The following is a 22,847-nucleotide window of genomic DNA, read 5'->3' as shown; positions in this document are numbered from 1 at the left end:
TGCTCACGCGGTCGGCGTAGCGGCTTTGGGAGGAGCCACCGCTCTGTGTGGCATGCGGACTCAGCGCTGGCCGAGGCGGTCACGGCTGCGGAGCAGCAACCCGGCCGAACCCCGGACCCAGCGCCACAGCCAAGGAAGCACCGGCGATCCCCGGCTACCTGTTGTCTCGCACTGAAACGTCCGAGATCTCTCTCATCTGAATGTCAACCAGAAAGCTCTGTTGGGTCAGTGTGCTGGCTCCGTGGCCTGACATTGCGCGAAGGGAGGGCGTGGCAAGTCATGCAAAAGCGCACGACATTCTGACGCGAATCACGCAAGAGATTTGATTTTGGTCGGGGGTCTGAAGTGCCTGGTGTGGCCTAGGCACTCGAAGCGCGGTGCATCGACACTTCTCCGCGCTTGCGGACTTGACTCTTGCCGACCTGAGCTTGCACTTCGTTACACGCGTCGATCCACCATGACCGGTCGTACGGACCTTCGATGAATCCTTCAGTATCCGTTTGTCTCCTCGGTGCATCATTGTTGGATCACGAGCCGGTCGGGGAGGCTGGCAGAGTGGACCCGAGGGGCGCCCACGTGTCGTCCCGCACCATCAGTGCATATCCGCGTTGTGCAGACTGGACCGCCACGTGCCCAGCGACAAGTCGACGATCACTGGTGCATCTCCGCGTTCGCCGACACGCCTGCACTTCCTGGGCAATCGCGGTGAGCGGCCAGCCTCCCGGGGGCGCCCGGACAACGGTGAGCGTGTGCGGTGTCGGTGCATCTCCGCTGGTGCGTAGTGGAGTCACATCCTGCTGGCGTCAGGGAACGGGTGTCCGGTGCATCTCTGCGTGTACAGAAGGGACATGGGCCTCCCGTATGGGGCCGTACTGGGCTGGCGTATCTCCGCGTGTGGGGAGTGAACTGCAGCGCGGTCAGCTGCGGCAGCTTACGGGCCGGTACATCTCTGCATGTGCGGAGTGAACTCGTCCTTGTCGGCACGCGCCCGGCGCCGCAGCGGTGCATCTCTGCGAGTGCAGAGCGAACTCCTTCGCCGAGTCGATCGGTGCATCTCTGCGGGAGGCGGAGTGGACATCTGTGCAGGGGTGTAGGGACCGAGAGGGATCGGTGCATCTCCGCGTGTGCGGAGTGGGCGTCTCCGACGCGATGGCGATGGTCTCGCCCGGCGGTGCATCTCCGCGTGTGCGGAGCGGACTGGACCCGGATCAGGTGGTCGTCCTCGGCAAGCGATGCATCTCTGCGTGTGCGGAGTGGACGCGATCACCACTTGGCTGCCCCACGGCCAAGTCGGTGCATCTCTGCGTGCGCAGAGTGGACGTGGAGGCTGCCTATCGCAGCGGCGCGGTGTCCGGTGCATCTCTGCGTGCGCAGAGTGGACGATCAGAACCGCACGAGAACCGGCACCGGCCACGGTGCATCTCTGCGTGCGCAGAGTGGACTCTTGCTGACCTGGAGTTGTGTGGTGGCTTTGCCGTTACGTGATGTCGGTGCGGTGAGTGACTGGGACAGTCTGTCCGCATCTCGGGTGGGGATGCGTTCCGCGGGGACGATTCACTCAAGCGAGCAGTTGTCGGCAGGGGCTGGCACGTGCCGGGATGGGGCGGGTAGGGGAGGCCCGCGTTGGGTTCCGGCGGAGTCATCGGGGGAGTGCGGGCGTGGGGGTCGTAGAAGATAGCCGCATCAACGCGCTGTCACTGTGCTTGTGGGGCAAGTATTGTGCCCGGCACGGGTTGATCTATCCGGTGTTGTTCCACATGCTCGATACGGCCGCGATGGCGGGGGAGTTGTGGGACCGGCTGCTGACCGGGGCGCAGCGCAGTGCTACCGCGGTGGGGCTGGGGATGAGCGAGGTGCAGGCCCGCCGTGTGGTGATGTTCATCGCGGGCTTGCATGACTTGGGCAAGGTGAGCCGTTTCCAGGCGTGCGAGCCGGTGGCGTGGGCACGGGTCAGTGATGCGCTGCGGGCTGATACGGGCCGCTGGAGGCTGATGCGGCATGAGCGGGCTTCCGCGCATGCCCTGGTCGGGATCCTCGCGGAGATGGGTTACGAGCTGTCGGATGATGCCAGTCCGGCCGTGCGGATGGCACAGATCGCTGGCGGTCACCATGGACGTTTCCCGCAGCTCGATGTGCACGGTGCGGCCAGCGCCCGGCGGGTGCAGGCCGACCTGGGCGGTCGGCTGTGGCAGGAGATCCGCTCCCGCTACGCCGCGCAGGTACGGCATCTGACGGGCGCCGAGGCTACGCCGAGGCAGGTTTCCGTCACGGCTGCAGTGCTGATGACCGGGCTGGTGATGGTCGCCGACCGGCTGGCCAGCCAGCGCAAGGTGTGGGCGCCGCGGGCGGACATGCCCGCCTATGGTGCGGCCGAGCACTTCGCCTGGGCCCGCTGCAAGGCCCGCGAGGTGGTGGAGGAGTCACGGCTGGCACGTATCGAACTGCCGGAACTGCCGTTCTCCGCCGCGCATCCCGGTCTGCGCACCCCGAACCCGCTGCAGGCCTCCGTCCTGGACCGTCTTCCGCAACTGGCCGGTGCACGAGGCACGGGGATCCTGCTGGTCACCGACGGCACCGGCGCGGGCAAGACCGTCACCGCGCTGGAGGCGGCCCGTATCCTCAACGACGCGTGCGGCACCCGGGGACTGTGCTTTCTGCTGCCCACCACGGCCACCGCGGACGCCGCCTACGACACGCTGTGCGGCTATCTCCGTGCTCACCGTCCCACTCCGGCCGTGCTCACGCTCGTGCACAACCACAGCTGGCTGAACGCCGCCTACACCGACGAGATGCTCGCCCCCGGCGACGTCCCCGCCTGCACCGGCGACGACCCGCACACCGACGAGGACGACGACGAGGCCGACGGCTGCCGGCCAGCCGGGAACAGCGGGAGGAGCGGTACCTGGCGGCGGATCCTCCCGGACGGCTGGGTACGCGGCTGGGACCGTGCGCTGCTGGCCCAGTTCACCGTCGCCACCGTCGACCAGGCCCTGATGGCCGTGCTCCCGGTGCGCGACAGCGCCCTGCGGATGCTGTCCCTGTCGGGCAAGTGCGTCATCGTCGACGAGGCACACGCGCTCACCGCGTTCAGCCGGCGCATCCTGACCCGCCTGCTGCACTGGCTGGGCAGCCTGCGTGTCCCGGTGGTGGTGCTGTCGGCGACCCTGCCGGGACAGGCAGCGCGCGAACTCGTGTACGCCTACCTGGCCGGTGCCGGCCACCGCAGACGCGATCTGATGGCGCGCGCAGACGAGTTCACCGTGCCCTACCCGGGCTGGCTGTTCGCCGACGCCGCCACCGCCCAGGTCGCTCTCATCCCCGCCGACGCACGCACCCAGCACGCCGCAGCCCAGCAGCGAACCGTCACTCTCCGATTGCGGCCGGCGCACTACCGGCGCCTCGATGTCCCGGCACGCCGGGCCAGAACGGGGGAGCGGCTGGCCCGCATCGCCGCAGAGGTCGCTCCCGTGGCACGGCTGGGCGGATGCGCCGTCATCGTGTGCGCCACGGTCGCCGACGCCCAGGACACCTACCGCTACCTCCAGCGGTTCCTTGAGTGGCCCGCAGGGCCGCAGGAACTGCTGCTGGTGCATGCCCGGTTTCCCGGCCACTACCTCGAACGGGCTCTGGCACAGGTCCGTACCCGGCTCGGCCCGACCGGTCCGCGCCCCGAGCGGCTGGTGGTGGTCACCACCAGCCTCCTGGAACTCAGCCTCAATATCGATGCCGACCTCGTGGTCAGCGACTTCACCTCACTGGCCCGGCTCATCCAGCGCGCGGGACGGCTGTGGCGCTTCGAACAGACCTGGCAGACCGAGCGGCCCCCCGGCATCACCCCGCGTCCGCCCTGGATCCGGGCCCGCGGTCCCCGCCTCACCGTCGTGCACCCTGTCGACCACGACCGCACCACCCTGCTGCCCGACGCCTGGGCCACGACCGAACACCCCTACCTCCAGCACGCCACCGCCCACCTGCTCACCCTTCCCGGCCACCATCAGATCACCCTTCCCGGGCACGCCCAGCACCTGGTCGAACTCATCCACCAGTCCGGCCGGCCGGCCACCTGGACTGACCGTCTCGCTGCCCTGCACGAGCAGCACCTGGCGGCAGAGCGGGCCGAGGAACACACCAGCAGCACCCACCTCGTGCCCCCGCACGACCGTGTCGCCTCCCTGTCCGATCTGCACCGCCAGAAGCTGACCGCGGCCCAGGCAGCCACCCGCCCGCACGACCGGCCCGGCCGCGTCCTCGCCTGCTACCGGCACCGCGACCGCCCGCCCACCCTCGACGCAGCAGGCCAACTTCCCCTGCCCCAGGGACCCCACCTGAACCCAGCCGCGATCCGCACCGTCCTGCAGCACTCCGTGCCAGTCCCCAGCGCCTGGGTCGCTGCCGCCGCGCAGGAACACCAGGGCCCCGAAGCCTGGCAACAGCACCCCCTGCTGGCCGACCTCGTCCTCCTCCCGCACGAGCCGGACCGCCCACAGGCGGCCCGGCTCGGCCGCCACCAGCTGCATATCGATGACGAACTGGGTCTGATCCACACCGAAACGGCCTGACCCGGCAACACTGACGCGCGTTCCTGCACCGAGACGCCACGGGCAGGGCCGTTCGCCGGTGTGCGGCGTGTGCGGCAGCGCCTGTCGCCGATGCCTCACGCTCCCGCAGTGACAGTCCGTGCCATGGCCACGGCCGCGAGGACTCTCTCAACCAGCGCACGGCCTCCTCGCCAGGCAGCACCAGCATGTCCACCTGCGCCGGGGCGCGGCGCCGGTACGTCAGGGAGAGCCGCCCTCCGTCCCTGCGAGCAGGGCGCGGCGCACGGCGGTGTGCGCGGCGCGCAGCACCCCTGGACGCGCGCCCCGGCCTGCGCGCCAGCCGTTGGTCACACTAGTTCGCAGGCTCTGTACGGCAGTTCACCGCGGATGCTTTCCTTGATCCATGTGACGGTGCGTATCGCTCGTCACGGAATGTGTCCCTGCTCTCGTCTCAGCGGCCGCTTCGGTCTGCTCCCGCCGCCGGAACCCCGCCCTTCACGGACCCCGCCCGAGCGGGCTCACGCCGCATCCCGTCCATACCGCTCTACCCAAACGCCTTGCGCCGCGTCCTCGCCATGGCCCCGTACGGGCCGGCAGCAAGCGAAGAGGAGTGTTGGTGTTGCCACCGCCGAGTTACCGGATCGACCTGAGACCCTGCATCCCGGTGCGCTGCGGCAAGCACATCGAGTACATCGGCTTACGCGACCTGCTGGCGGACGCACACCGCATCGACGACCTGGCCCTGCCTCTGCCGCCCGCCCAGTCAGGCCTCTACCGCGTCCTCACCGCGATATGCGCCTCCATCACCGACCTCGACGATCCGGACCAGCCCCTCAAGGACTGGCTGGAGCACCGCACAGAACTGCTCGGACGCGAAGACGGCTTCGACACCGACGCGGTGCACGCCTACTTCGACGCCGACCCCGACGCCTTCGACCTCTTCCATCCCCTACGCCCGTGGTGGCAGGACCCGTCACTGGCCGTCCAGTGCTCCAAACGCAGCGGGATCAACTCCCTCATCTACGGCCGCGCGGCCGGCCGCAACCTCGTCTGGTTCAACCCCCGTCACACCGACACCGATCCCCAGCCCGTCCCTACCAGGGAAGCCCTGTGGAACCTGCTCGCCTACCACTACTACGGGCCCTCCGGGCGAGCCACCGCACGCACTGTCGAAGGAGTGCGCAGCGGACAGATGCAGGCCGGCCCGCTGCGCTCTACCGTTTCCTTCCACCCCCGCGGCCGCACCCTGTACGAGACCCTTCTGCTGCACCAGGTGCCCTACCGCGGCGACGACCAGGCCCCCGGCAGCGACGCCTGCCCCTGGGAACAGCCCGCCGCCGATCCGCTGCAGACACCGCCCCAGGTGACCTGGCCCAGACGGCTACTGACCGGACGCTCCCGGCACGCCGCGCTCCTGATTCCCGACGAGAGCGGCGAGCACGTCACCGACGCCTACCTGACCTGGGCCACCCAGCACCCCCCGCTGGAGGCCACCGATCCCTACCTCGTCTACGACATCAACTCCGCGGCACCCGCGGAGCGCCGGCGCAGCCCGCGCCGCGCGGACGCCGACTACGCCACGTTCCGGGCACTGCCCGCGCTGGGACTCGCCGGTGACGAACACCGGCCGGGCTGCCGGCCCGAGGCCTTCACCACAATCAACAGCCTTCCCGAGGACACCCGCGCCGCCCTGCGGGTATGGGTGTGCGGATTCGACCAGGAAGGCCAGGTCAACAACCGCATCTGGTACACCAGCCTGACCCCGCTGATCTGGCCTCTGGCCCAGGAGAACGACCCCGTCAAGGCTTCCCGCATCGCCGAGTGCTGCGCCGCCGCCGAGACCCTGGGCGCCGCCCTGCGCAAGGAAGCCGACCAGGCCTGGAAGAACGCCGGCCTCACCCCGGCAGCCCGCCCCCGCAAAGGCGGCGAGAAAAGAGGCGCCACTCTGTGGGCCAGCCAGGCCCTCGCCGACTACTGGCCGCGCGCCGAGCATGCCTTCTGGCAGCTCATCGACGACACACGGCCCGCCTACGGAGTCTTCGCCGCCGCGGCCATCACGTCCCTGTCCGAGACCACCCGCGACGCCCTCAACCGCCTGCCCAAGGCCGGCCCGGCCCTGGCCCGCGCCGTGCAGAGCCTGCGACGCGCCGGCACAGCCCCCGACGACACGCCCCGCCCGATGGGAGGACCGCATGCCCAGCCGTGACGAACGCCGCTGCCACTACGACGCCTTCGTCGCTCACGTCCGCACCCTGTGCCGCACCCCGCGCATCCGCAGCCGCCTCGAGAACGGCCGCGGCCAGCCCCCCACCGAATGCCCGCGCATGGACGCCTACCTCGTCAAACCCTGCCAGGGCTTCGGCGCCCGCCGCGCCCACTACACGATCGCCTCCCTCATCGCCCTGGAACGTCCCGTCCCGGACTGGACCGAGACAACCCCCTCCACCCCGCCGGCACCCCCCGCCGCAGACGACCCCCCGGAAGGTGTTGAACCGTCACCGCCGGACAACTGGGCGCTGCGCTCCAACCTCGGCCGCACCCTGGCCGACGCCGCCCGCGCGCACCCCCGCACCGCCGCAGGCTGGCAGCGCGAAGTGGAAGTGATGGGCGTGCTCTCTGCCGACCTGCTGCACACCCGGCTGCCCCACACCATCCAGCGGCTGCTCCACCTCGGCCGGGAATGCGACTTCGCCGTGCTGCTCGAAGACCTCGCCCAGTGGGACTTCGACCCGCTGGACGTCGCCGGCCGCTGGCGCCACTCCTTCTACCTGACCGTCCCCGACACCCTCCTGGAGCTGTGATGCACACCCGCTACCTCGACCTCCACCTCCTCGAGCACCGGCCGCCGTCCTGCCTGAACCGGGACCAACACAACGTGCCCAAGACCATGACCGTCGGCAACGCCAAACGCATCATGGTCCCCGCCCAGACCCAACGACGCCCGCAGCGCCTGGCACTCGAGGACACGCTCGAAGAACCCGCCACCCGCACCCGCTACCTGCCCCCGCGTGTCGCCGAGGAGCTGCGCGCGGCAGGCTGGCCCGAGGACCTGGCCCACTTCGCCGCCGGGCAGATCGCCCGCTCCGCCACCGCCAAAGGACTGGACACCGACCCCAAGAACGGCCACCGCACCAACGCCATGCTCCTGGTCGCCGCCGACTCCAGCGTCGAGGACCTCGCCGAACTGTGCACCGCACACCGCGCAGCCCTGGGGAAGGGCCTGGCCCGCCTCCGGAACAAGGAGCCCGACGACGGCGAGGACACCAAGCCCGGCCGCAGCAAACCGCCTGCCCTGCTGCCCACCGACAAGGTGGCCGCCTGCCTGAGCCGGCCCACCGCCACCATCCACCTCTTCGGCCGCATGCTCGCCGGCCTGACGGACGCCGACGTCCCCAGCGCCGTGCAGACCGCCCCCGCCCTCACCACACACAAGAGCGATCTGCAGCCGGATTTCGTGACCGCGGTGGACGACTGGCTCGACCCGGGTGACCGCGGCAGCGCCTTCATGGACACCACGTTCCTGACCAGCGGAGTGTTCTACCGGTTCACCACCGTCAACCTCACCGACCTGACCCGCAAACTCGACGGCGACCAAGACCAAGTCCTGTACCTGGTCGGCCTGTTCATGCGCGCGGCCATCATGACCGTGCTCCCCGCCAAGCAGACCTCCACCGCCCCCCACACCGTGCCCGACCTGGTCGCCTACGCCGTCCGCGACGGCCGCCCCGTCAACTACGCCAGCGCCTTCGAACAACCCGTGCAAGCCGCCCCCCGCGGCGGCTACCTCACCCCCAGCTACCACGCCCTGGACACATGCGCCGGCATCACGCACCAGCTGACCGGAACCAGCGACCTCGTCGGCCACGGCTACGCCACCGCCCAGAGCAGCGACGCAGCCCACCTCGGCACCCGCCACGAGAGCTTCGACGCCCTCATCGCCGCAGCCCTCGCCAACGCGGCCGCCAACATCACCGGCGGCGAGCCAGCGACGGCTGCCGCATGAGCGCCCTGCTGCTGCGCCTCGCGGGCCCCCTGGCAGCCTTCGGCACCAGCGCCGCCTTCCACGACCGCGACACCGCCCCCCACCCCACCCGCTCCGCCCTGATCGGCATGTTCGCCAACTGCGCCGGACGCGAACCCCACCACGCCCTCACCCCCTTCACCGACCTGCCCGGCCAACCCCGCTACCAGGACCTGGGATTCTTCATCCGCATCGACCGGCCCGGCACCCCCCACACCGACTTCCACACCGTCGGCGGCGGCCACCCCCGCCACAGGCAACTGTCCACCAGCGGCGGCCCCCAGCGCCCCGAGGCGGAATCCACCCTCGTCTCCCACCGCCACTACCTCGCCGACGCGGTCTTCACCGTCGCCGTCACCGGCCCCACCCCCCTCCTGCAGACCATCGCCGGCCACCTCCGCCACCCCGCCAACGCCCCCTACCTCGGCCGCCGCACCTGTGTCCCCACCGAACCCCTCGTCCTGGCCACCGCCGTCACCGACCCCATGGACGAACTCACCCGCCGCACCCCGCTCAGCCTCGCCCGCCCGCCCCGCCCTCACACCACCACCGTCAACGTCGACTTCATCCACGAAGACCCCCCACCGGACCCGTCGACCGCCATCGACCAGTACGAACTGTGCGACCAGCCCGTCGACTTCACCCCCGGCCAACGGCGTCATCACCCACGCAGCGTGTGGCGCACCCGCATCCCCCTGCCCGCCGCCCTGTACGCCGGCCCCAACCCCTTGCCATCCCTCGCCGCCTACATGCACCCGGAGCAGCCATGACCCCCACTGCCACCCTCACCTGCATCCGGCTCAACCCGGACCACCACGCCGTACGCCGAGGCCTCGCCGACCGCGTCCAACTCCACAAAACCCTCATGCGCCTGACCCCCGGCACCCCCAGCCCCCACCCCCGCCGCGACGCCGGACTCCTCTTCCGCCTCGACACCGACCACGACCATCCCACCCTGCTCGTCCAGACCACCCAGCCACCCGACCTGGCCGGCCTGCCCGCCCGCTACGGAACACTCCTTGCAGCCCGCGACCTCACCCCCGTCCTGCACACCCTCACCGCCGGCCAGCACGTGCGCTACCGCATCACTGCCGTTCCCGTCCGCCACCTCCCCGGTACCCCCTGCGGCCGACGACCCGACGGACGCATCCGGCACAGCCGCGGCACCCCCACCGCCCTGCACGGCCACGACGCCGCCCAGTGGTGGCAGCGCAGAGCCAACCAGTCCGGCCTCGCCCTCACCGACATCAGCCTCACCCCCCGCACCTTCGAACGCTCCCCGCACACCCCCCACCAGCCCGGACTCCACCACCAGCTCATCCAGTTCGACGGGCACGCCCACATCACCGACCCACGCCTGCTCGCCCAGAGCATCTGCCGCGGCATCGGCCGCGCCCAGTCCTACGGTGCCGGCCTGCTCAGCCTCGCCCCCGCCTGACCCCCACGCCACCACATGCAGGCAGAGCCGTCCCCTCGGAAGGACACCTCGTGACCATCGAGCAGCCGCTGCGTGACACCAGAATGCGCCGGGCAGCCGTCAGCAGGCTCATGTTCCTCGCCCAGCAGAACAGCCTCACCACCGACCACATCACCACCGTCGCAGAGACTTTCGGAGTCCACCCGCGCAGCGTCCGCCGGTGGATGGACAACGCCGCCCAGCACAACAACCGCTACACCCCCCTACGCCCCGACTCCTTCACCCTCACCCAGGTGATGCGCGACGCAGTCGCCCTCTTCTGCGGCAACATCGCCGCCGCCTACCGGAACTTGCGTAAAAGAGGCCACCTGGGAGACAACCCCGTCTCCTACGCCACCTTCCACCGCGCCGTCACCACCGCCTACACCCCCGGCTTCCTCGCCGGCCTGCGCGGCGGCGAGAGAGAACGCCGCAAATTCGACGTCCACTTCACCCGCGACATCGGACACCGCAACCAGGCCTGGGAAGGCGACCACGTCGAAGCAAGCGTCTGGATCAACGTCAACGGGAACCGCTGCAAACCCTGGATCACCTGGTTCATCGACTGCGCCAGCGACGCCATCTGCGGCCTGTCCGTCTCCGCACAGACCCCCAGCCGGGAGAACATCCTCCTCGCCATCCGGTCCGCCGTCCTGCGAGGAGGCGACCACGGCCCCTTCGGAGGCAGCCCCGGCCTGGTCCGCGTCGACAGAGGCAAAGACTTCCTGAGCGACACCGTCGAAACCGCCTTCAGGATCCTCGGTGTCCGCCTCGTCGACTTGCCCCCCAGGCACCCAGAGCTCAAGGGAACCGTCGAAGCCCTCAACCGCGCCGTCAAAACAATGCTTTTCCCCGGCCTTCCCGGCTTCGTCCACGCTCCCCGAACCAGCCGGCGCACCAAAAAGGACCCTGATGAACGCCTGCTGACCTACGAGGCATTCATTCGCATCCTCCTCGAATGGGTCCACGAGTGGAATTACGAGCACCGCATCCGCACCCGCGACAACCGCACCCCCTACGAGCTGTGGCGCGAGGACCTCACCCCCATCTACGACCCCGACCCCGAAGACCTCCTCTTCACCCTCGAAACCCACCCCACCCCCCTGACGATCAACTCAGACGGCGTCCACTGGGGCAAACGCCACTACCTCGCCCCCTACATGCAGGGCCGCGCTGGCACCAAAGTCGTACTGCGCTACATGCCCCGCCAGGAACGCACCGTCGAACTCTTCGACGCCAAGGACGGTACCTACCTCGGCCCGGCCGTCCTGCAAAACGAGGCCAGCCCCCAAGAGCGGCGTGCGGTACGGCGTGCCGCCGAACGCGAAGCCAACCGTCTGCGCACCGCCCTGGACAAGGCGAACCGCCAGCGCGAGGAACGCCTGGAGGCCGACACCGTCCCCACCACCCCCCGCCCGGTCAGCGACATGACCCAGGAGCAGGCGGCCGCACTCCTCGACGGCCACCGTCAGGACGAACTCGCCAGCGAAGCACGCCCCGACCTCATCCCGCTGCCCGACCCCACCACCACCTGGAACAACACCCAAAACCCCACCGAAAGCCGCCCCGGCTCCACTGCCCCCCTGCTCCCGCCACTGCCCGACCCCACTGCCTCCTGGAACCCCGCACCCCTGTCCAGCCCGCCCGAGGAGCCCACCGATGAACCACACAATTGACACCACCGCCCCAGCCAACGACCACTACCTCGGTCTGGCTGGAGCCACCAACCTGCCGACAACCGCCTCACTTGTGACCCAACGTCACCTCACCACCATCATCAAGGCCCAAGCCCTGTTCTGCATCCACGGCGACGTCGGGCTCGGCAAGACCTTCGCCCTCAACACCAGCCTGCGAGACCTCGCCCCCGACAACACCCTCTGGCTCGAATGCCACAGGGGAGCCCCGCTCGTAACCCTGCGCAAGGCCCTCTTCCGCGCACTCGCGCTGCCCGGCGAGCCACCCAAAGGCGACGAACTCGACCAACTCCTCCTGCAGGTCTTCGCCGAGCAGCCCCGCGTCCTGGTCTGCGACGAAGCCCAGGGCCTGACCAAGAAATCCCTGGAGTACCTGCAGACCCTCTGGGAGAACAAGCGCACCCAGCTGACCATCATCCTCGCTGGCGGAGACAACTGCCTCCAGCGCATCCGCAGCTGCTCCGGCCTCTTCTCCCGCATCCCGATCTACCAGCAGTACCAGCCGCTCACCCCCGAGGAAGTCGTGGCCCTGATGCCTTCGTACCACGCCCTGTGGCAGAACGTCGCCTCCGACGACCTGATGTGGATCAACGACGCCGCCTGCCACGGCAACTTCCGCAACTGGGCCAAGGTCACCTTCCACATCCAGGACATCCTCGAGCAGCACCCCACAACCGCCTGGTTCAGCCGCGACACCGTGCGTATGATCCTCAGCTTTCTCGACAGCAGCATCCGCAGCTGACCGTGCAGGCCGCCCGAGCGCGCCCCGGCCGGGCAACGAAGTGCATTCCGCCCGGCCTTCGAGGCTCAGTCGCCCCTGCGGACGGCCGCCCTGTCGCAGACACGACCAGGCGCCGGAGGCAGCACTGCTGCATTCACCGGTGCCAGGACGATGGCTCACATGCGGCACCATGACGCCGGCAGCGGGAGCAGAGCGACGCTGGCCAGATCAGACCCGAGCACCCCGTCCGACATACCGCCGCCTCACGTCAGACTGCCCCGGTGACAGCGCGGCCGCCTGTCCGCCCCTCGGGCTGTCACAGGTGGCAATTAACGTGACAGCGGCAGCATGCGACGGGAGTTGGGGGCGTGGGAAATGGGTGCCACACGATCTGGCCGGTGGGTCCTGGACCAAGGGGACTTCACCACGCGCCGGCTGCTGCACGACTCCTACGGCGGCTCGCTCATGGGAGGGATCGTCCCGCTGCAGACGAGTACTCACACAGAACATCCTCGGTGTCCCGGTGCTGACGCCATGCCGTCAGCACCCGTAGAGCGACCAGTCGGTCGAGCAACTCGGCGATCTGCTGCCGAGAGTGGCCGCTGAGGCGGGTGAGCACCTCCATGTCGACGGCGCGTGGGGCAGGGCCGGTGATGTGCGTGGCGAGAATCAGAGCGATCAGCCTCAGCGCAGGCGGTGAAGCTCTGGGCAGATGCAATGGCGCAGGCCGAAGCGCCCACTGGGCGGCGCGGCAGCGCGCCCGCCTGCCGGGGATCTGGTCCAGAACGGTGGCGTCGAGCAGTTCTACCTCCACTGGCGCAGCCCTGAGGTTGGGGCACTTGAGCCAGGCTCCCTGGGCGAGTTCCTCCCAGACTTCCCTGCGCCCGCGCAGACGCATGCCACGCAGCAGGCCCGCAGGCAGGCGGGTGCGACCGCGGGTATCGGCGCGCAGCGCGCACTGGACGGCGAGGAGGCGGGCGGCGGGGGAGGTGAACTGAGGCAGAGCGGCGGCGAGGTAGGTGAGCGTCTCCCGCACTCGCAGGCGTTCCTCGGCCCCGAGCCGGCGCGGGCCACGTGCGGGCACCGGCGCGGCGGGGGAGTGGGGACTGCCGAGCTGAGTGTCGGGGACGACGGCAGTGTGGCTGGTCGCGGCCGCGCAGGCCGCACAGGCGTCGGCCAGCCGCCAGGCGCGGCCGCCGCGCCCCTGGGTGAGGGCGAGCAGAACAGGGCCGGCACAGCCGCGGTGGCGTGGATGCCAGTGGCAGCCCTGGGCCCGGCATTGGCAGGTGCGCAGGTGCCCGGGCAGTGCGTCGGCGCGTGCGTGGCAGGCCAGATGGGCCAGGGCGGCGGAGCGCGCGGAGGCGGCCGCGCATGCGGGCGTGCGGGCGGTGCACTGGGCGCAGACCAGGTTGGGCCCGCCTGCCCGCGGGTGAAGTTCCACCGTCCAGATGCGCCGCACCGCGGCACCGCCGAGCCTCATCGGCCGACCGTCCTCCCGTCTGCACGTGCCGTAGGGCCGGAACGCTTTGGTCAGGCGTTCCGGCCGGACGCACGGTAGTGCAGATCCCTGCACCAGAGTCGCGCGCTCCTCCCCGGGAAGAAAGTGCAGAAACCCGCACTGACGGGGCAGAGGTCTGCACCGTCGGATGGTGGGGTGACGATCATCCCGCCCGACCCCAACCTCAACGCGCTGCGCGTCGAACTCGTGCGGCTGCGGGGCGAACGCGGATGGACCTACGACGAACTCGCCGAACGCAGCGGGCTGGCCCGTCGCACCCTCATCGACCTCGAACACGGCCGCAGCACCGGGAACATCACCACCTGGCACGCACTGGCCCACGCCTTCGACGTCCCCATCGAACGCTTCCTCACCGCCCTGTGCGAGGGACACCCCGTCCCGGGCACGCCTCAGCCCTGACCCGGCCGCACCGCCACCCCGCTCACCGGCCGCGGAAAGAATCACCCGCCCGGGCGGGACGGCATCGAACGATTGATCTATGCCTCGGGCGGCCGTTCTCATGGGTGGGGCTGATCGTGTGACATCACCGAAAGCCGCCCCCGACCCTCGGCGCGTCACCTGGCACGGTCACCGCCATGCGCCCCCACCCCCTGCCCGCAGACCGCCACTGGGACGGCAGCCCCCGCCACGTCCCCCGCCGCCGCGCTCTGCAGATCACCCCGACCAGCCCCAGCCGGCTCCTACGCGCTGGGCAGAGCGGCCGCTGCCGCCACTGCGGCAACCGCATCGACTGGTACCCCCGCCACGACGACCGCCCCATCGCCCTGCACCCTACGGAAGTCGCCGTCGTCGGCACCCCCGCGTCCTCCCGCTGGCACATCGGCGGCGGCATCGCCCACCCCCACGACGACGGCAGCGCATGGTGCCGCATCCCCCACGCTGTCCTCTGCCCCAGTCAGCCGCCCCGCTCCCACACCGGACACACCCGGCTCAGCGCTCTGCGCCGCGACCTCGCTGTCCACTCCCGCCGTCTCATCGACGCCGGCGCCTTCACCCCCCAACCCCAACCTCCCTCCCAGGCCGCGGCTGCTGAGACAGCTGGCGAGGCCGGACAGCCCACCCTCCCCATCGTCCGGATCCTCCTCGTCAGCTACCTCGGCCACAGTCCCCTCGAAGACATCCGCTGCGTCGCCCAGACCCGCGAACGACGTCGCTGCACCCACCCCGTCCTCGCTCCCGGCCACCTGGCAGGCCGCTGGAGACTCCTGCCCACCGGCCCCCACCACGGCCAACTCAGCCTCCCCGACACCACGATGGCCGTCTACGACCTCAGCCACCTGCCCTACACCGACCAACTGCGCTGGCGCGCCCAGCACTGCCCCGCCCACGCCACCGGAACCGCCCCGGATCTCGCCCTTGCCGACTGGCAGGTCTTCGACCCCCTTCTGCACGCGGCGCATATCCGCACCCGCCTGCCGCACACCCCGGCACGCGGGCTGGGGGGCCGGTGACGGCGCACCACGCCCTGGAAATCGTGCTGACACGGCCCCTGACAACGGCCGAGCTGCGTCGTGCCAGCCACGACTGGCCGCTCGCAGCCAACCACGACAGCAGCCGCCTCATGACTCTCGTACACGCCAAAACCCCCGGCCGTGCCGCACACCGGCTACGCAAGCACCTGGCCACACGGCTTCCCGCGGACGTGATCACCACCCACTACCCGGACGCGAGCGGACAGGTCCTGCTCAACCTCGGCTTCCCCCCCCGCCGTCCATGCCACGATCCGCCAGGCCGCTCATGAAGCAGGGCAGAGCCCCGAACACTTCGTGAAGTTGGCCCTGCACCGCGCGCTGGCCCAGCACGCCAGTCATGAGGCCGACCGGCTCAACCACGCCGTGCAGCACCTCCTCGCCGGCACCACACCCGCACACCTGCTGGCAGCCGTCGGCCACGCCCTTGCCCGCATCTCCGGAGCAGCCCCCGCATGAACCCGACTGACGAACAGACCGCCGCCGCCGACGCCTTCCACACCGGCGACCACCTGGCCCTGCAGGCCGGCGCGGGCACCGGCAAGACCACCACCCTCGCCCTTCTCGCCCACGCCACCACACGCCGCGGCCGCTACCTCGCCTACAACCGGGCCGTCGCCCAGGACGCCCGCACCCGCTTCCCGACCACCGTCCAGTGCAAAACCGCCCACGCACTCGCCTACGCAGCCGTCGGCCACCGCTACACCCGCCGCCTGAACGCGCCTCGCCGCCCGGCCTGGCAGACCGGCCAGGCCCTCGGCATCACCAAGCACCTGCACCTCGGCGAGCGCGAGGTGACGCAGAGGGCCCTGTCCAACGCCACTCTGCGTACCGTCGCCCGCTTCTGCCACACCGCCGACGAGGCCGTCACCCCCCACCACGTGCCCCCACTGCGCGGCCTGGAAGATCCCGACCTCCACGCCGAACTCGCCGCCCACATCGTGCCGTTCGCCCGCAAAGCCTGGACCGACCTGCAGCACCCGGATGACGGGGCTGTCCGCTTCGAGCACGACCACTACCTGAAGATCTGGGCCCTCACCCGCCCCCGCATCGACGCCGACTTCCTGCTCCTGGACGAAGCCCAGGACACCAACCCCGTCGTCGAACAGATCTTCCTCAATCAGCGCGACCACGCCCAACTGGTCATGGTCGGTGACTCCGCCCAGGCCATCTACCAGTGGCGCGGCGCCAAGGACATCATGACCGGCTTCGACGGCACCCACCTGACCCTGTCCCAGTCCTTCCGCTTCGGCCCCGACCTCGCCGCGGAGGCCAACCGCTGGCTACGCCTGGCCGACGCTCCCATCCGCCTGACCGGCACTCCCGCCGTGCCCACCGAACTCGGTCCCGTCAGCCGGCCGGACGCCGTGCTGTGCCGCACCAACATGGGCGCCATGGCCCACGTCATGACCCTCATGAACGCCGGACACCAGGTCGCCCTCGCCGGCGGAGGCGACAGCCTGCAGGCCCTGGCCCTCGCGGCCCGCGACCTGAAAGAAGGCCGCCACGTCCACCACCCCGAACTGATCCTCTTCTCCTGCTGGGGCGACCTGCAGGACTACGCCGCCCACGACCCGGCCGGCCGCGACCTGCAGCCCCTGGTCAACCTCATCGACACCCACGGCCCCGACGCCATCCTCACCGCCCTCGCCCACCTCGCACCCGAACAGCACGCCCAGGTCACCGTTTCCACCGCCCACAAGGCGAAAGGACGCGAATGGCCCCGCGTGCTCATCGCAGATGACTTCGCCCGATCCGACGACGGCACGACCGACGAACAGACAAGCACCACGAGGCCCCCCGACCCCATCGACGATGCCGAAGCCCGCCTGGCCTATGTAGCGGTCACTCGCACACGCCAGCGTCTCGACCTGGGCGGTCTGTCATGGATCAACCACTACCTCGACGGCACCCCACTCGCCTGAACGGCCCTCCAGGAAGAGCGTGGCCGTATGAGTGATGCGAGTCCAGCTCAAGATCGTCCGAAGACCGTCGTCAGCGGGGAGTTGGAAGCTGTGGCGGGAGCGCGCGACGAGGGTGACACGCTTGCGGGGTAACCAGATGTTGGCCCGTCTCAGTCTCCCGTCCAGGACCAGGCGCCCGATCCTCCGCCCGAGTGGAGCGGGGTTGGAGCCGGACCGGTCCGGCGTAGCCGTTGACGATCGCTGTGCCGCTTCGCATCGAGCCATCCGCGCGGCTGCACCGGGTCCGTCGCCATGTCCGGCAGAGGCTGGACCGGGCCCGGTGCCGTTGGTCCCGCGACGGCCTTGGTGGAAGTCCTCTTGCCGGCCACGGATCGGCCGACGGCGGGCGGCGAGGGAACGGAGCTCGGTCTTCCGGGCGCCCCTGGTGCGCCGTATACGCTTCTTTCACACCCTATTCGCGCTCCAACGCCCCCTGCCTGAAGGTGCCTTGGGCTTCATACGTTGACCTGTTCGCCTGCAGGGGCGGGCTCCGGTGCGCGGTGGGCCGGGTTCGGCGCACGCACCAGCCAAGGAGTGACACGTGCATGGCATAGCGCGGCACGCTCGTCAGGAGAAAGTGGCCGCTGAGGCACAACGGTGGGCCGATGCTCTGGTCGACTTCGGGCCCTACAACACGCTGCTCCACTTAAAGGACACCAAGACCGCGTCGATGGATGTCACCGACGCTCATCCGCAGGCGCTGACCTCGCTCCTGGCCGGCCGCAAAACCCGCCTGAACAGCCTGTTTCCCGATACCACCGACCATAGTGCTGCCTGCACCCGGGCACGGAGCCTGCGTCGCAGGATGGTGGAGCTCGATGAGGAACAGGGCATCGAGGCCGGGCGTCTGGCTCTTGGCCTGTTGCGCGTCGAACCGCCGCCCACGCGCGGGAGTACCCCTGTGTCGGCGCTGCGCGCCCCGCTGCTTCTGCAGCCTCTGGCCATCCAGCCGCGCACCGCGTCCGAGAACGACTTCGTCCTTGAGGTAGTCGGCGAGGCGGAGATCAACCCGGTGCTGCTGTACGCGCTCAGCCGTCAGTACGGCATGGACGGCGACATGGAAGCGCTCGCCGACAAGGTGTCCACCGCACTGGAGGAGTGCGCCGATCCCGACGACCGCATCCACCTCGCATACGGGATCCTCGAGGCCGCTCTTGTACGCAGCAACCTGACGGCCGAACTGGAAGAACGCATTGTGGCGGGCGTCTTCAGCTTCGATCGGCTGCCCATGGTCCAGGACCTGCGCAACGCCACCGAACTGCTGGCCAGCCACCCGGTTATCGCCGCTCTGGCCGGTGACCAGGAAGCAAACCGTGCCCTGGCCGAGGACACCGGCACTCGTGCTCCGGCCAGCGCTGACGACATCCCGCCCCAGTCGGAGTACCTCGTTCTCGATGCGGACGCCTCCCAGCAGAAAGCGATCAGCGCCGCTCTGTCCGGCTCCCACCTGGTGATCGAAGGGCCGCCGGGAACGGGCAAGAGTCAGACCATCGCCAACCTGATCGCCACCTTCTCGGCTCTGGGTAAACGCGTCCTGTTCGTCGCCGAGAAACGCGCCGCGATCGAAGCCGTCACCGACAGCCTCGCCACCGTGGACCTGGATGGCTTGGTCTTCGACCTCCACGGGAACAAACTCAGCCGCCGTCAGATCGCTCAGCAACTGCACGACGCCCTGGAACGAGCCGGCCAGCAAGCCCCACCCCGCCCGGGTGACCTGCACACCGGCCTGGCCCACTACCGCGAGGAAACCCTCCGGCACATACAGGAGTTCCATCAGCCGCTCGATCCCTGGCAGGTGAGCCCTCACCAGGCGATCACCCACCTGATGGGCTGCCCGTCATCCCACCACACCCGCCTGCGTCTGCGCGGCTCCGCACTGCGCCACCTCCACGGCGAGCACCATCGCCGGACCGAGCAGGATCTGCGGACCTTCGTCGCCAAGAAAGGACTGACCATCCGCCGCGGTGAATCCCCCTGGTCCCACACCCAGGCCCGCACCGAGGACGAACTGCGCGCCGTGGTGGCCGGCCTCGACCAGCTCACCGGCACAGCACTGAGCGACACCCGCCGCACCCTTGCCCGCCTGGTGGACACCGCAGGCCTGCGCCCGGCCGATGACCTCCAGGGATGGCAGGTCCTACTCACCCTGCTGCAGGACGTCACCGCGACACTGGCCCGCTTCGAAGCAGCCGTCTTCGCCCCCGGCCTGGACGATCTCATCGCCGCCACCGCGAGCCGCGCATGGCGCAAGGAGCACGATCAGGACATCAGCTGGTGGAACCGCCGGAAACTGATCAAAAAAGCGCGTGGCCTGACCAAGGACGGTCTGCGCGAACGCCCCGCGCTGCACGCCGCCCTCCTCCAGGCGGCCGACCAGCACACTCGCTGGCAGACGCTGTCTGTGACCGGCAATGCGACCCCCTGGACTGTCCCCGGACTCACTCGCGCCCTGACCGCGTTCACGGATCTGCAGAGCCGTCTGGCCGCGATAGCCCTGTGCGTGCGCTGGGACGGCTGGCAGACCGCTCCTGCCGACGACGTAGACAAAACCATTCAGCGCCTCGACGGCGACCGCGACACCCTGCTGCGCATGCCCGAACTCAACCAGCTCACCGACCGCCTCGGAGCGGCCGGGCTCGGCGGCCTCCTCGACGAGCTGGCACACAAGGACGCCGACCCCGACACAGCGGTGGCCACCTTCGACTACCTGTGGTGGTCATCGGTGCTGGAGGAGGCACACATGCGCTCCGCCTACCTGCGCTCCTTCACTCGCCTCGAACACGACCACGTTGTCGAGCAGTTCCGCCGCAACGACCTCATCCACCGCGACAGCAACCCCGGCCGGGTCCGCTACGAGGTCGCCGTCCGGCTCCGCAAGGTCCGCGACGCCCACCCCGACCAGAACACCCTGGTGCGCACCCAAGCCCGCCGCAAGTCCCGGCACCTCTCGCTGCGCAGACTCGTCGAGAAAGCCCCTGACGTGCTGCTGGCCGCCAAGCCGTGCTGGGCCATGTCGCCCCTCGTCGTCAGCCGTGTCCTGCCCGCCACCCGCCTGTTCGACGTCGTCATCTTCGACGAGGCCAGCCAGGTCCTGCCGCACGACGCGATGACCTCCATCATGCGCGCCCAGCAGGTCATCGTCGCCGGAGACCCCCACCAACTCCCGCCCACCACCTTCTTCCAGCGAGTCCTCAGCGGCACACAAGAGGACACCGACGACGACCTCGACGACTCTGCGCCACCAGCCGCCTACGAGTCACTGCTGGACATGCTCTGCAGCCGCCTGCCCCACGTCCACACCCTGAAATGGCACTACCGCAGCCGCGACGAACGCCTGATCGCCTTCTCCAACCACACCATCTACGACGACCGGCTCGTCACCTTCCCCGGCACCACCCTCACCAGCCCCATCCGCCTCGAGACCGTCGACGGTCACGCCCAGCCCGGCCAGAGCGGCTCCGTCCCCGAGGAAGTCGAACGAGTCGTCGAACTGGCCCTCGACCACGCCACCCACACCCCCCATCTCAGCCTCGGCGTCATCACCATGGGCCAACGCCACGCCGACCGCATCAACCTCGCCCTGCGCCACGCCCTCCAAGACCACCCCGAACTCCAGGAGTTCTTCAGCCCCGACACCGGACCCCGGCGCCGCTTCTTCACCAAGAACCTCGAACAGGTCCAGGGCGACGAACGCGACGCCATCATCCTCAGCATCGGCTACGGCAAAGCCGCCAACGGCCGGCTCTCCCTGTCCTTCGGCCCGCTCAACAACGACGGCGGAGAGCGCCGCCTGAACGTCGCCATCACCCGCGCCCGCCAGTCGATGACCGTCGTCACTTCCTTCACCCACCACGACTTCGACCCCGGCAAACTCAAAAACACCCGCAACCGCGGCCCCGAACTGCTGCGCGCCTTCCTCGAGTACTGCTCCCACGGAGGAGACCTCCAGCGCACCGGAACCGCACGCACCGACTGGAACCTCAACGGCTTCGAACAACAGGTCCTCGCCACCCTCGAAGCCGCCAACGTCCCCGTCACACCGCAGTGGGGCGTGTCCGGCTACCGCATCGACTTCGCCCTCGGCCACCCCGAACGCCCCGGCCAGATGATCCTCGCCGTCGAAACCGACGGCGAGCGCTACCACAGTGCCCCCAGCGCCCGAGACCGCGACCGCCTGCGCCAGGCACACCTGGAACGACTCGGCTGGCGCTTCCACCGCATTTGGGCCGCCGACTGGTTCACCAACCCCAACACCGAAATCGACCGCCTCCTTGCCACCTGGCGTGACGCCGTACAACAAGCCGACGAAACCCCCGCCGATCCCGCCCCCACGCCCGCCCCGGCAGCACCCCCGCCTCCGGCAGCAGCCGCCCGCCGCCCCCGCCCCGCCCTGCCCGCCGCGGACCGCATCGGCGACTACTCCGACGCCGACCTGCTGGCCCTGGCGTCCTGGCTGCTGAGCGACGGATTCCAACTCGACCGCGACACCCGCATCAACCAGGCCATCACCGAACTGGGCTTCAAAAAACGCGGCCGCGTCATCGTCGAACGCCTCACCCGCGCCCTCGAACAGGCCCAGCACACGGCAGACAGGGAGACCCCACAGTGAAACCCCTCGACCCCCTCACCCTCGAACGCGTCGCCCGCCTCATCGTCGACATCGACGGCCCCTTCGAACGCCGCGGCTACCAGCTCACCCAACTCCTCCAACGCGCCGGATGGCCAAGCCCTGCCGAGTACGACGGCTCACCCCGCATCCCCTGGCTCACCGACATCCTCACCAGCACCGACGATGTGGCCGCCGTCAGCCGGCTGCTGTGCCGCATCTGCGACCCACTCGAATACGACGACGGCCTCGCCTCCGCCGACCTCGTCCGCCAGACACTCAACACCCACCTCGCCCCCGAACAGCTCACCGTCACCTACGTCTCCGGACGCCCCGTCCTGGGCCAGCCCGGCACCGACGGCCACACCACCGTCTTCACCATCCCCGACGACCTCGAAGCCCGCATACGCCCCCTCGTCAGCAGCGAAGCCTTCCTCCAGCAACTCATGGAACGCGTCACCGAAACCCAGATCTGCGAACAGCACGGCGCCTACGGCCTCACCCTCATCGGCATCGGCAGCTTCGTCGAAGCGCTGCTCCTGGACGTCCTCACCCACCGCGACCCCACCCTGCTGCAAGGCTTCGTCCTGCCCAACGGCAAGCTCGTGCCTCCCGAACGGACCAGCTTCTCCCTGCTGCTCGACACCGCCCGGTCCCGCGGCTGGATCCAGATGGACGCCCACGACTTCATGAAGATCGTCCGTGACTACCGAAACTTCGTCCACCTGCGCCAACAACAAGAACGAGGCGTCACACCCGACCGCGACACCGTCGGCATGTGCTGGGGCCCGGTCCTCGCCGTCCTCAACGACCTCGAGACCAGTCGCTAGCGCTTCGGCTGCGTCGTGTGCACCGCTAT

At 69.7% G+C, this 22,847-nt stretch carries 14 protein-coding genes and 1 pseudogene; 14 read left to right on the top strand and 1 reads right to left on the bottom strand.

What is annotated here, in order from left to right:
• Positions 1 to 1,598 precede the first annotated feature (1,598 nt).
• The 8 genes from ABZ919_RS33300 to ABZ919_RS33265 all read left to right on the top strand — a co-directional run bounded on the left by ABZ919_RS33300 (position 1,599) and on the right by ABZ919_RS33265 (position 12,451).
• Complete coding sequence (locus ABZ919_RS33300; protein ID WP_361255223.1) at positions 1,599 to 4,559, top strand: CRISPR-associated endonuclease Cas3''; 2,961 nt, start codon at positions 1,599 to 1,601, stop codon at positions 4,557 to 4,559.
• A 595-nt stretch (positions 4,560 to 5,154) separates the two neighbouring features.
• Positions 5,155 to 6,744, top strand: coding sequence for a type I-E CRISPR-associated protein Cse1/CasA (gene casA, locus ABZ919_RS33295; RefSeq protein WP_361255220.1), 1,590 nt, complete (start codon positions 5,155 to 5,157; stop codon positions 6,742 to 6,744).
• Entirely contained in the window at positions 6,731 to 7,339 is a 609-nt protein-coding gene (gene casB, locus ABZ919_RS33290) for a type I-E CRISPR-associated protein Cse2/CasB (protein ID WP_361255218.1), read from the top strand. The genes casA and casB overlap by 14 nt, the downstream gene beginning before the upstream one ends.
• Positions 7,339 to 8,541 (top strand): type I-E CRISPR-associated protein Cas7/Cse4/CasC, encoded by a 1,203-nt coding sequence (cas7e, locus tag ABZ919_RS33285; RefSeq protein WP_361255215.1) that lies wholly within the window; start codon positions 7,339 to 7,341, stop codon positions 8,539 to 8,541. Before casB ends, cas7e begins: the two co-directional genes overlap by 1 nt.
• Positions 8,538 to 9,329, top strand: coding sequence for a type I-E CRISPR-associated protein Cas5/CasD (gene cas5e / locus ABZ919_RS33280; protein WP_361255213.1), 792 nt, complete (start codon positions 8,538 to 8,540; stop codon positions 9,327 to 9,329). Before cas7e ends, cas5e begins: the two co-directional genes overlap by 4 nt.
• Positions 9,326 to 9,997: a type I-E CRISPR-associated protein Cas6/Cse3/CasE gene (cas6e, locus tag ABZ919_RS33275; RefSeq protein ID WP_361255211.1), complete on the top strand. Its 672-nt coding sequence runs from the start codon at positions 9,326 to 9,328 to the stop codon at positions 9,995 to 9,997. The genes cas5e and cas6e overlap by 4 nt, the downstream gene beginning before the upstream one ends.
• Before the next feature lie 50 nt (positions 9,998 to 10,047).
• Positions 10,048 to 11,691, top strand: a complete 1,644-nt coding sequence (locus tag ABZ919_RS33270) for a Mu transposase C-terminal domain-containing protein (RefSeq protein ID WP_361255209.1) — start codon at positions 10,048 to 10,050, stop codon at positions 11,689 to 11,691.
• The gene (locus tag ABZ919_RS33265) at positions 11,675 to 12,451 is read left to right on the top strand and encodes an ATP-binding protein (RefSeq protein WP_361255206.1); all 777 of its coding nucleotides are present in this window, start codon (positions 11,675 to 11,677) and stop codon (positions 12,449 to 12,451) included. The genes ABZ919_RS33270 and ABZ919_RS33265 overlap by 17 nt, the downstream gene beginning before the upstream one ends.
• Positions 12,452 to 12,893: 442 nt before the next feature.
• On the opposite strand, the gene ABZ919_RS33260 is transcribed toward ABZ919_RS33265, so the two are convergent.
• The gene (locus ABZ919_RS33260; RefSeq protein WP_361255203.1) at positions 12,894 to 13,910 is read right to left on the bottom strand and encodes a hypothetical protein; all 1,017 of its coding nucleotides are present in this window, start codon (positions 13,908 to 13,910) and stop codon (positions 12,894 to 12,896) included.
• A 174-nt stretch (positions 13,911 to 14,084) separates the two neighbouring features.
• Between ABZ919_RS33260 and ABZ919_RS33255 the strand changes: the two genes are divergently transcribed.
• The 6 genes and pseudogenes from ABZ919_RS33255 to ABZ919_RS33230 all read left to right on the top strand — a co-directional run bounded on the left by ABZ919_RS33255 (position 14,085) and on the right by ABZ919_RS33230 (position 22,818).
• Positions 14,085 to 14,348 (top strand): helix-turn-helix transcriptional regulator, encoded by a 264-nt coding sequence (locus ABZ919_RS33255; RefSeq protein ID WP_361255200.1) that lies wholly within the window; start codon positions 14,085 to 14,087, stop codon positions 14,346 to 14,348.
• Positions 14,349 to 14,524: 176 nt separating this feature from the next.
• Positions 14,525 to 15,400: a DUF6083 domain-containing protein gene (locus tag ABZ919_RS33250; RefSeq protein ID WP_361255197.1), complete on the top strand. Its 876-nt coding sequence runs from the start codon at positions 14,525 to 14,527 to the stop codon at positions 15,398 to 15,400.
• Positions 15,397 to 15,877 (top strand): annotated as a pseudogene (locus ABZ919_RS33245) (hypothetical protein). The gene ABZ919_RS33250 and the pseudogene ABZ919_RS33245 overlap by 4 nt, the downstream one beginning before the upstream one ends.
• Positions 15,874 to 17,343: a UvrD-helicase domain-containing protein gene (locus ABZ919_RS33240; RefSeq protein ID WP_361255194.1), complete on the top strand. Its 1,470-nt coding sequence runs from the start codon at positions 15,874 to 15,876 to the stop codon at positions 17,341 to 17,343. The pseudogene ABZ919_RS33245 and the gene ABZ919_RS33240 overlap by 4 nt, the downstream one beginning before the upstream one ends.
• Positions 17,344 to 17,923: 580 nt before the next feature.
• Positions 17,924 to 21,991 carry an AAA domain-containing protein gene (locus ABZ919_RS33235; RefSeq protein ID WP_361255191.1) on the top strand — a complete coding sequence of 1,356 codons (4,068 nt, stop codon included), beginning with the start codon at positions 17,924 to 17,926 and terminating at the stop codon, positions 21,989 to 21,991.
• Positions 21,988 to 22,818, top strand: a complete 831-nt coding sequence (locus ABZ919_RS33230) for a hypothetical protein (RefSeq protein ID WP_361255188.1) — start codon at positions 21,988 to 21,990, stop codon at positions 22,816 to 22,818. Before ABZ919_RS33235 ends, ABZ919_RS33230 begins: the two co-directional genes overlap by 4 nt.
• Positions 22,819 to 22,847 lie beyond the last annotated feature (29 nt).

The sequence above is a fragment of the Streptomyces sp. NPDC046759 genome, assembly GCF_040645475.1.
Classification (GTDB): domain Bacteria; phylum Actinomycetota; class Actinomycetes; order Streptomycetales; family Streptomycetaceae; genus Streptomyces.
Note: the sequence above shows the minus strand (reverse complement) of the source record. Positions and strands in the feature narration are given on the sequence as shown.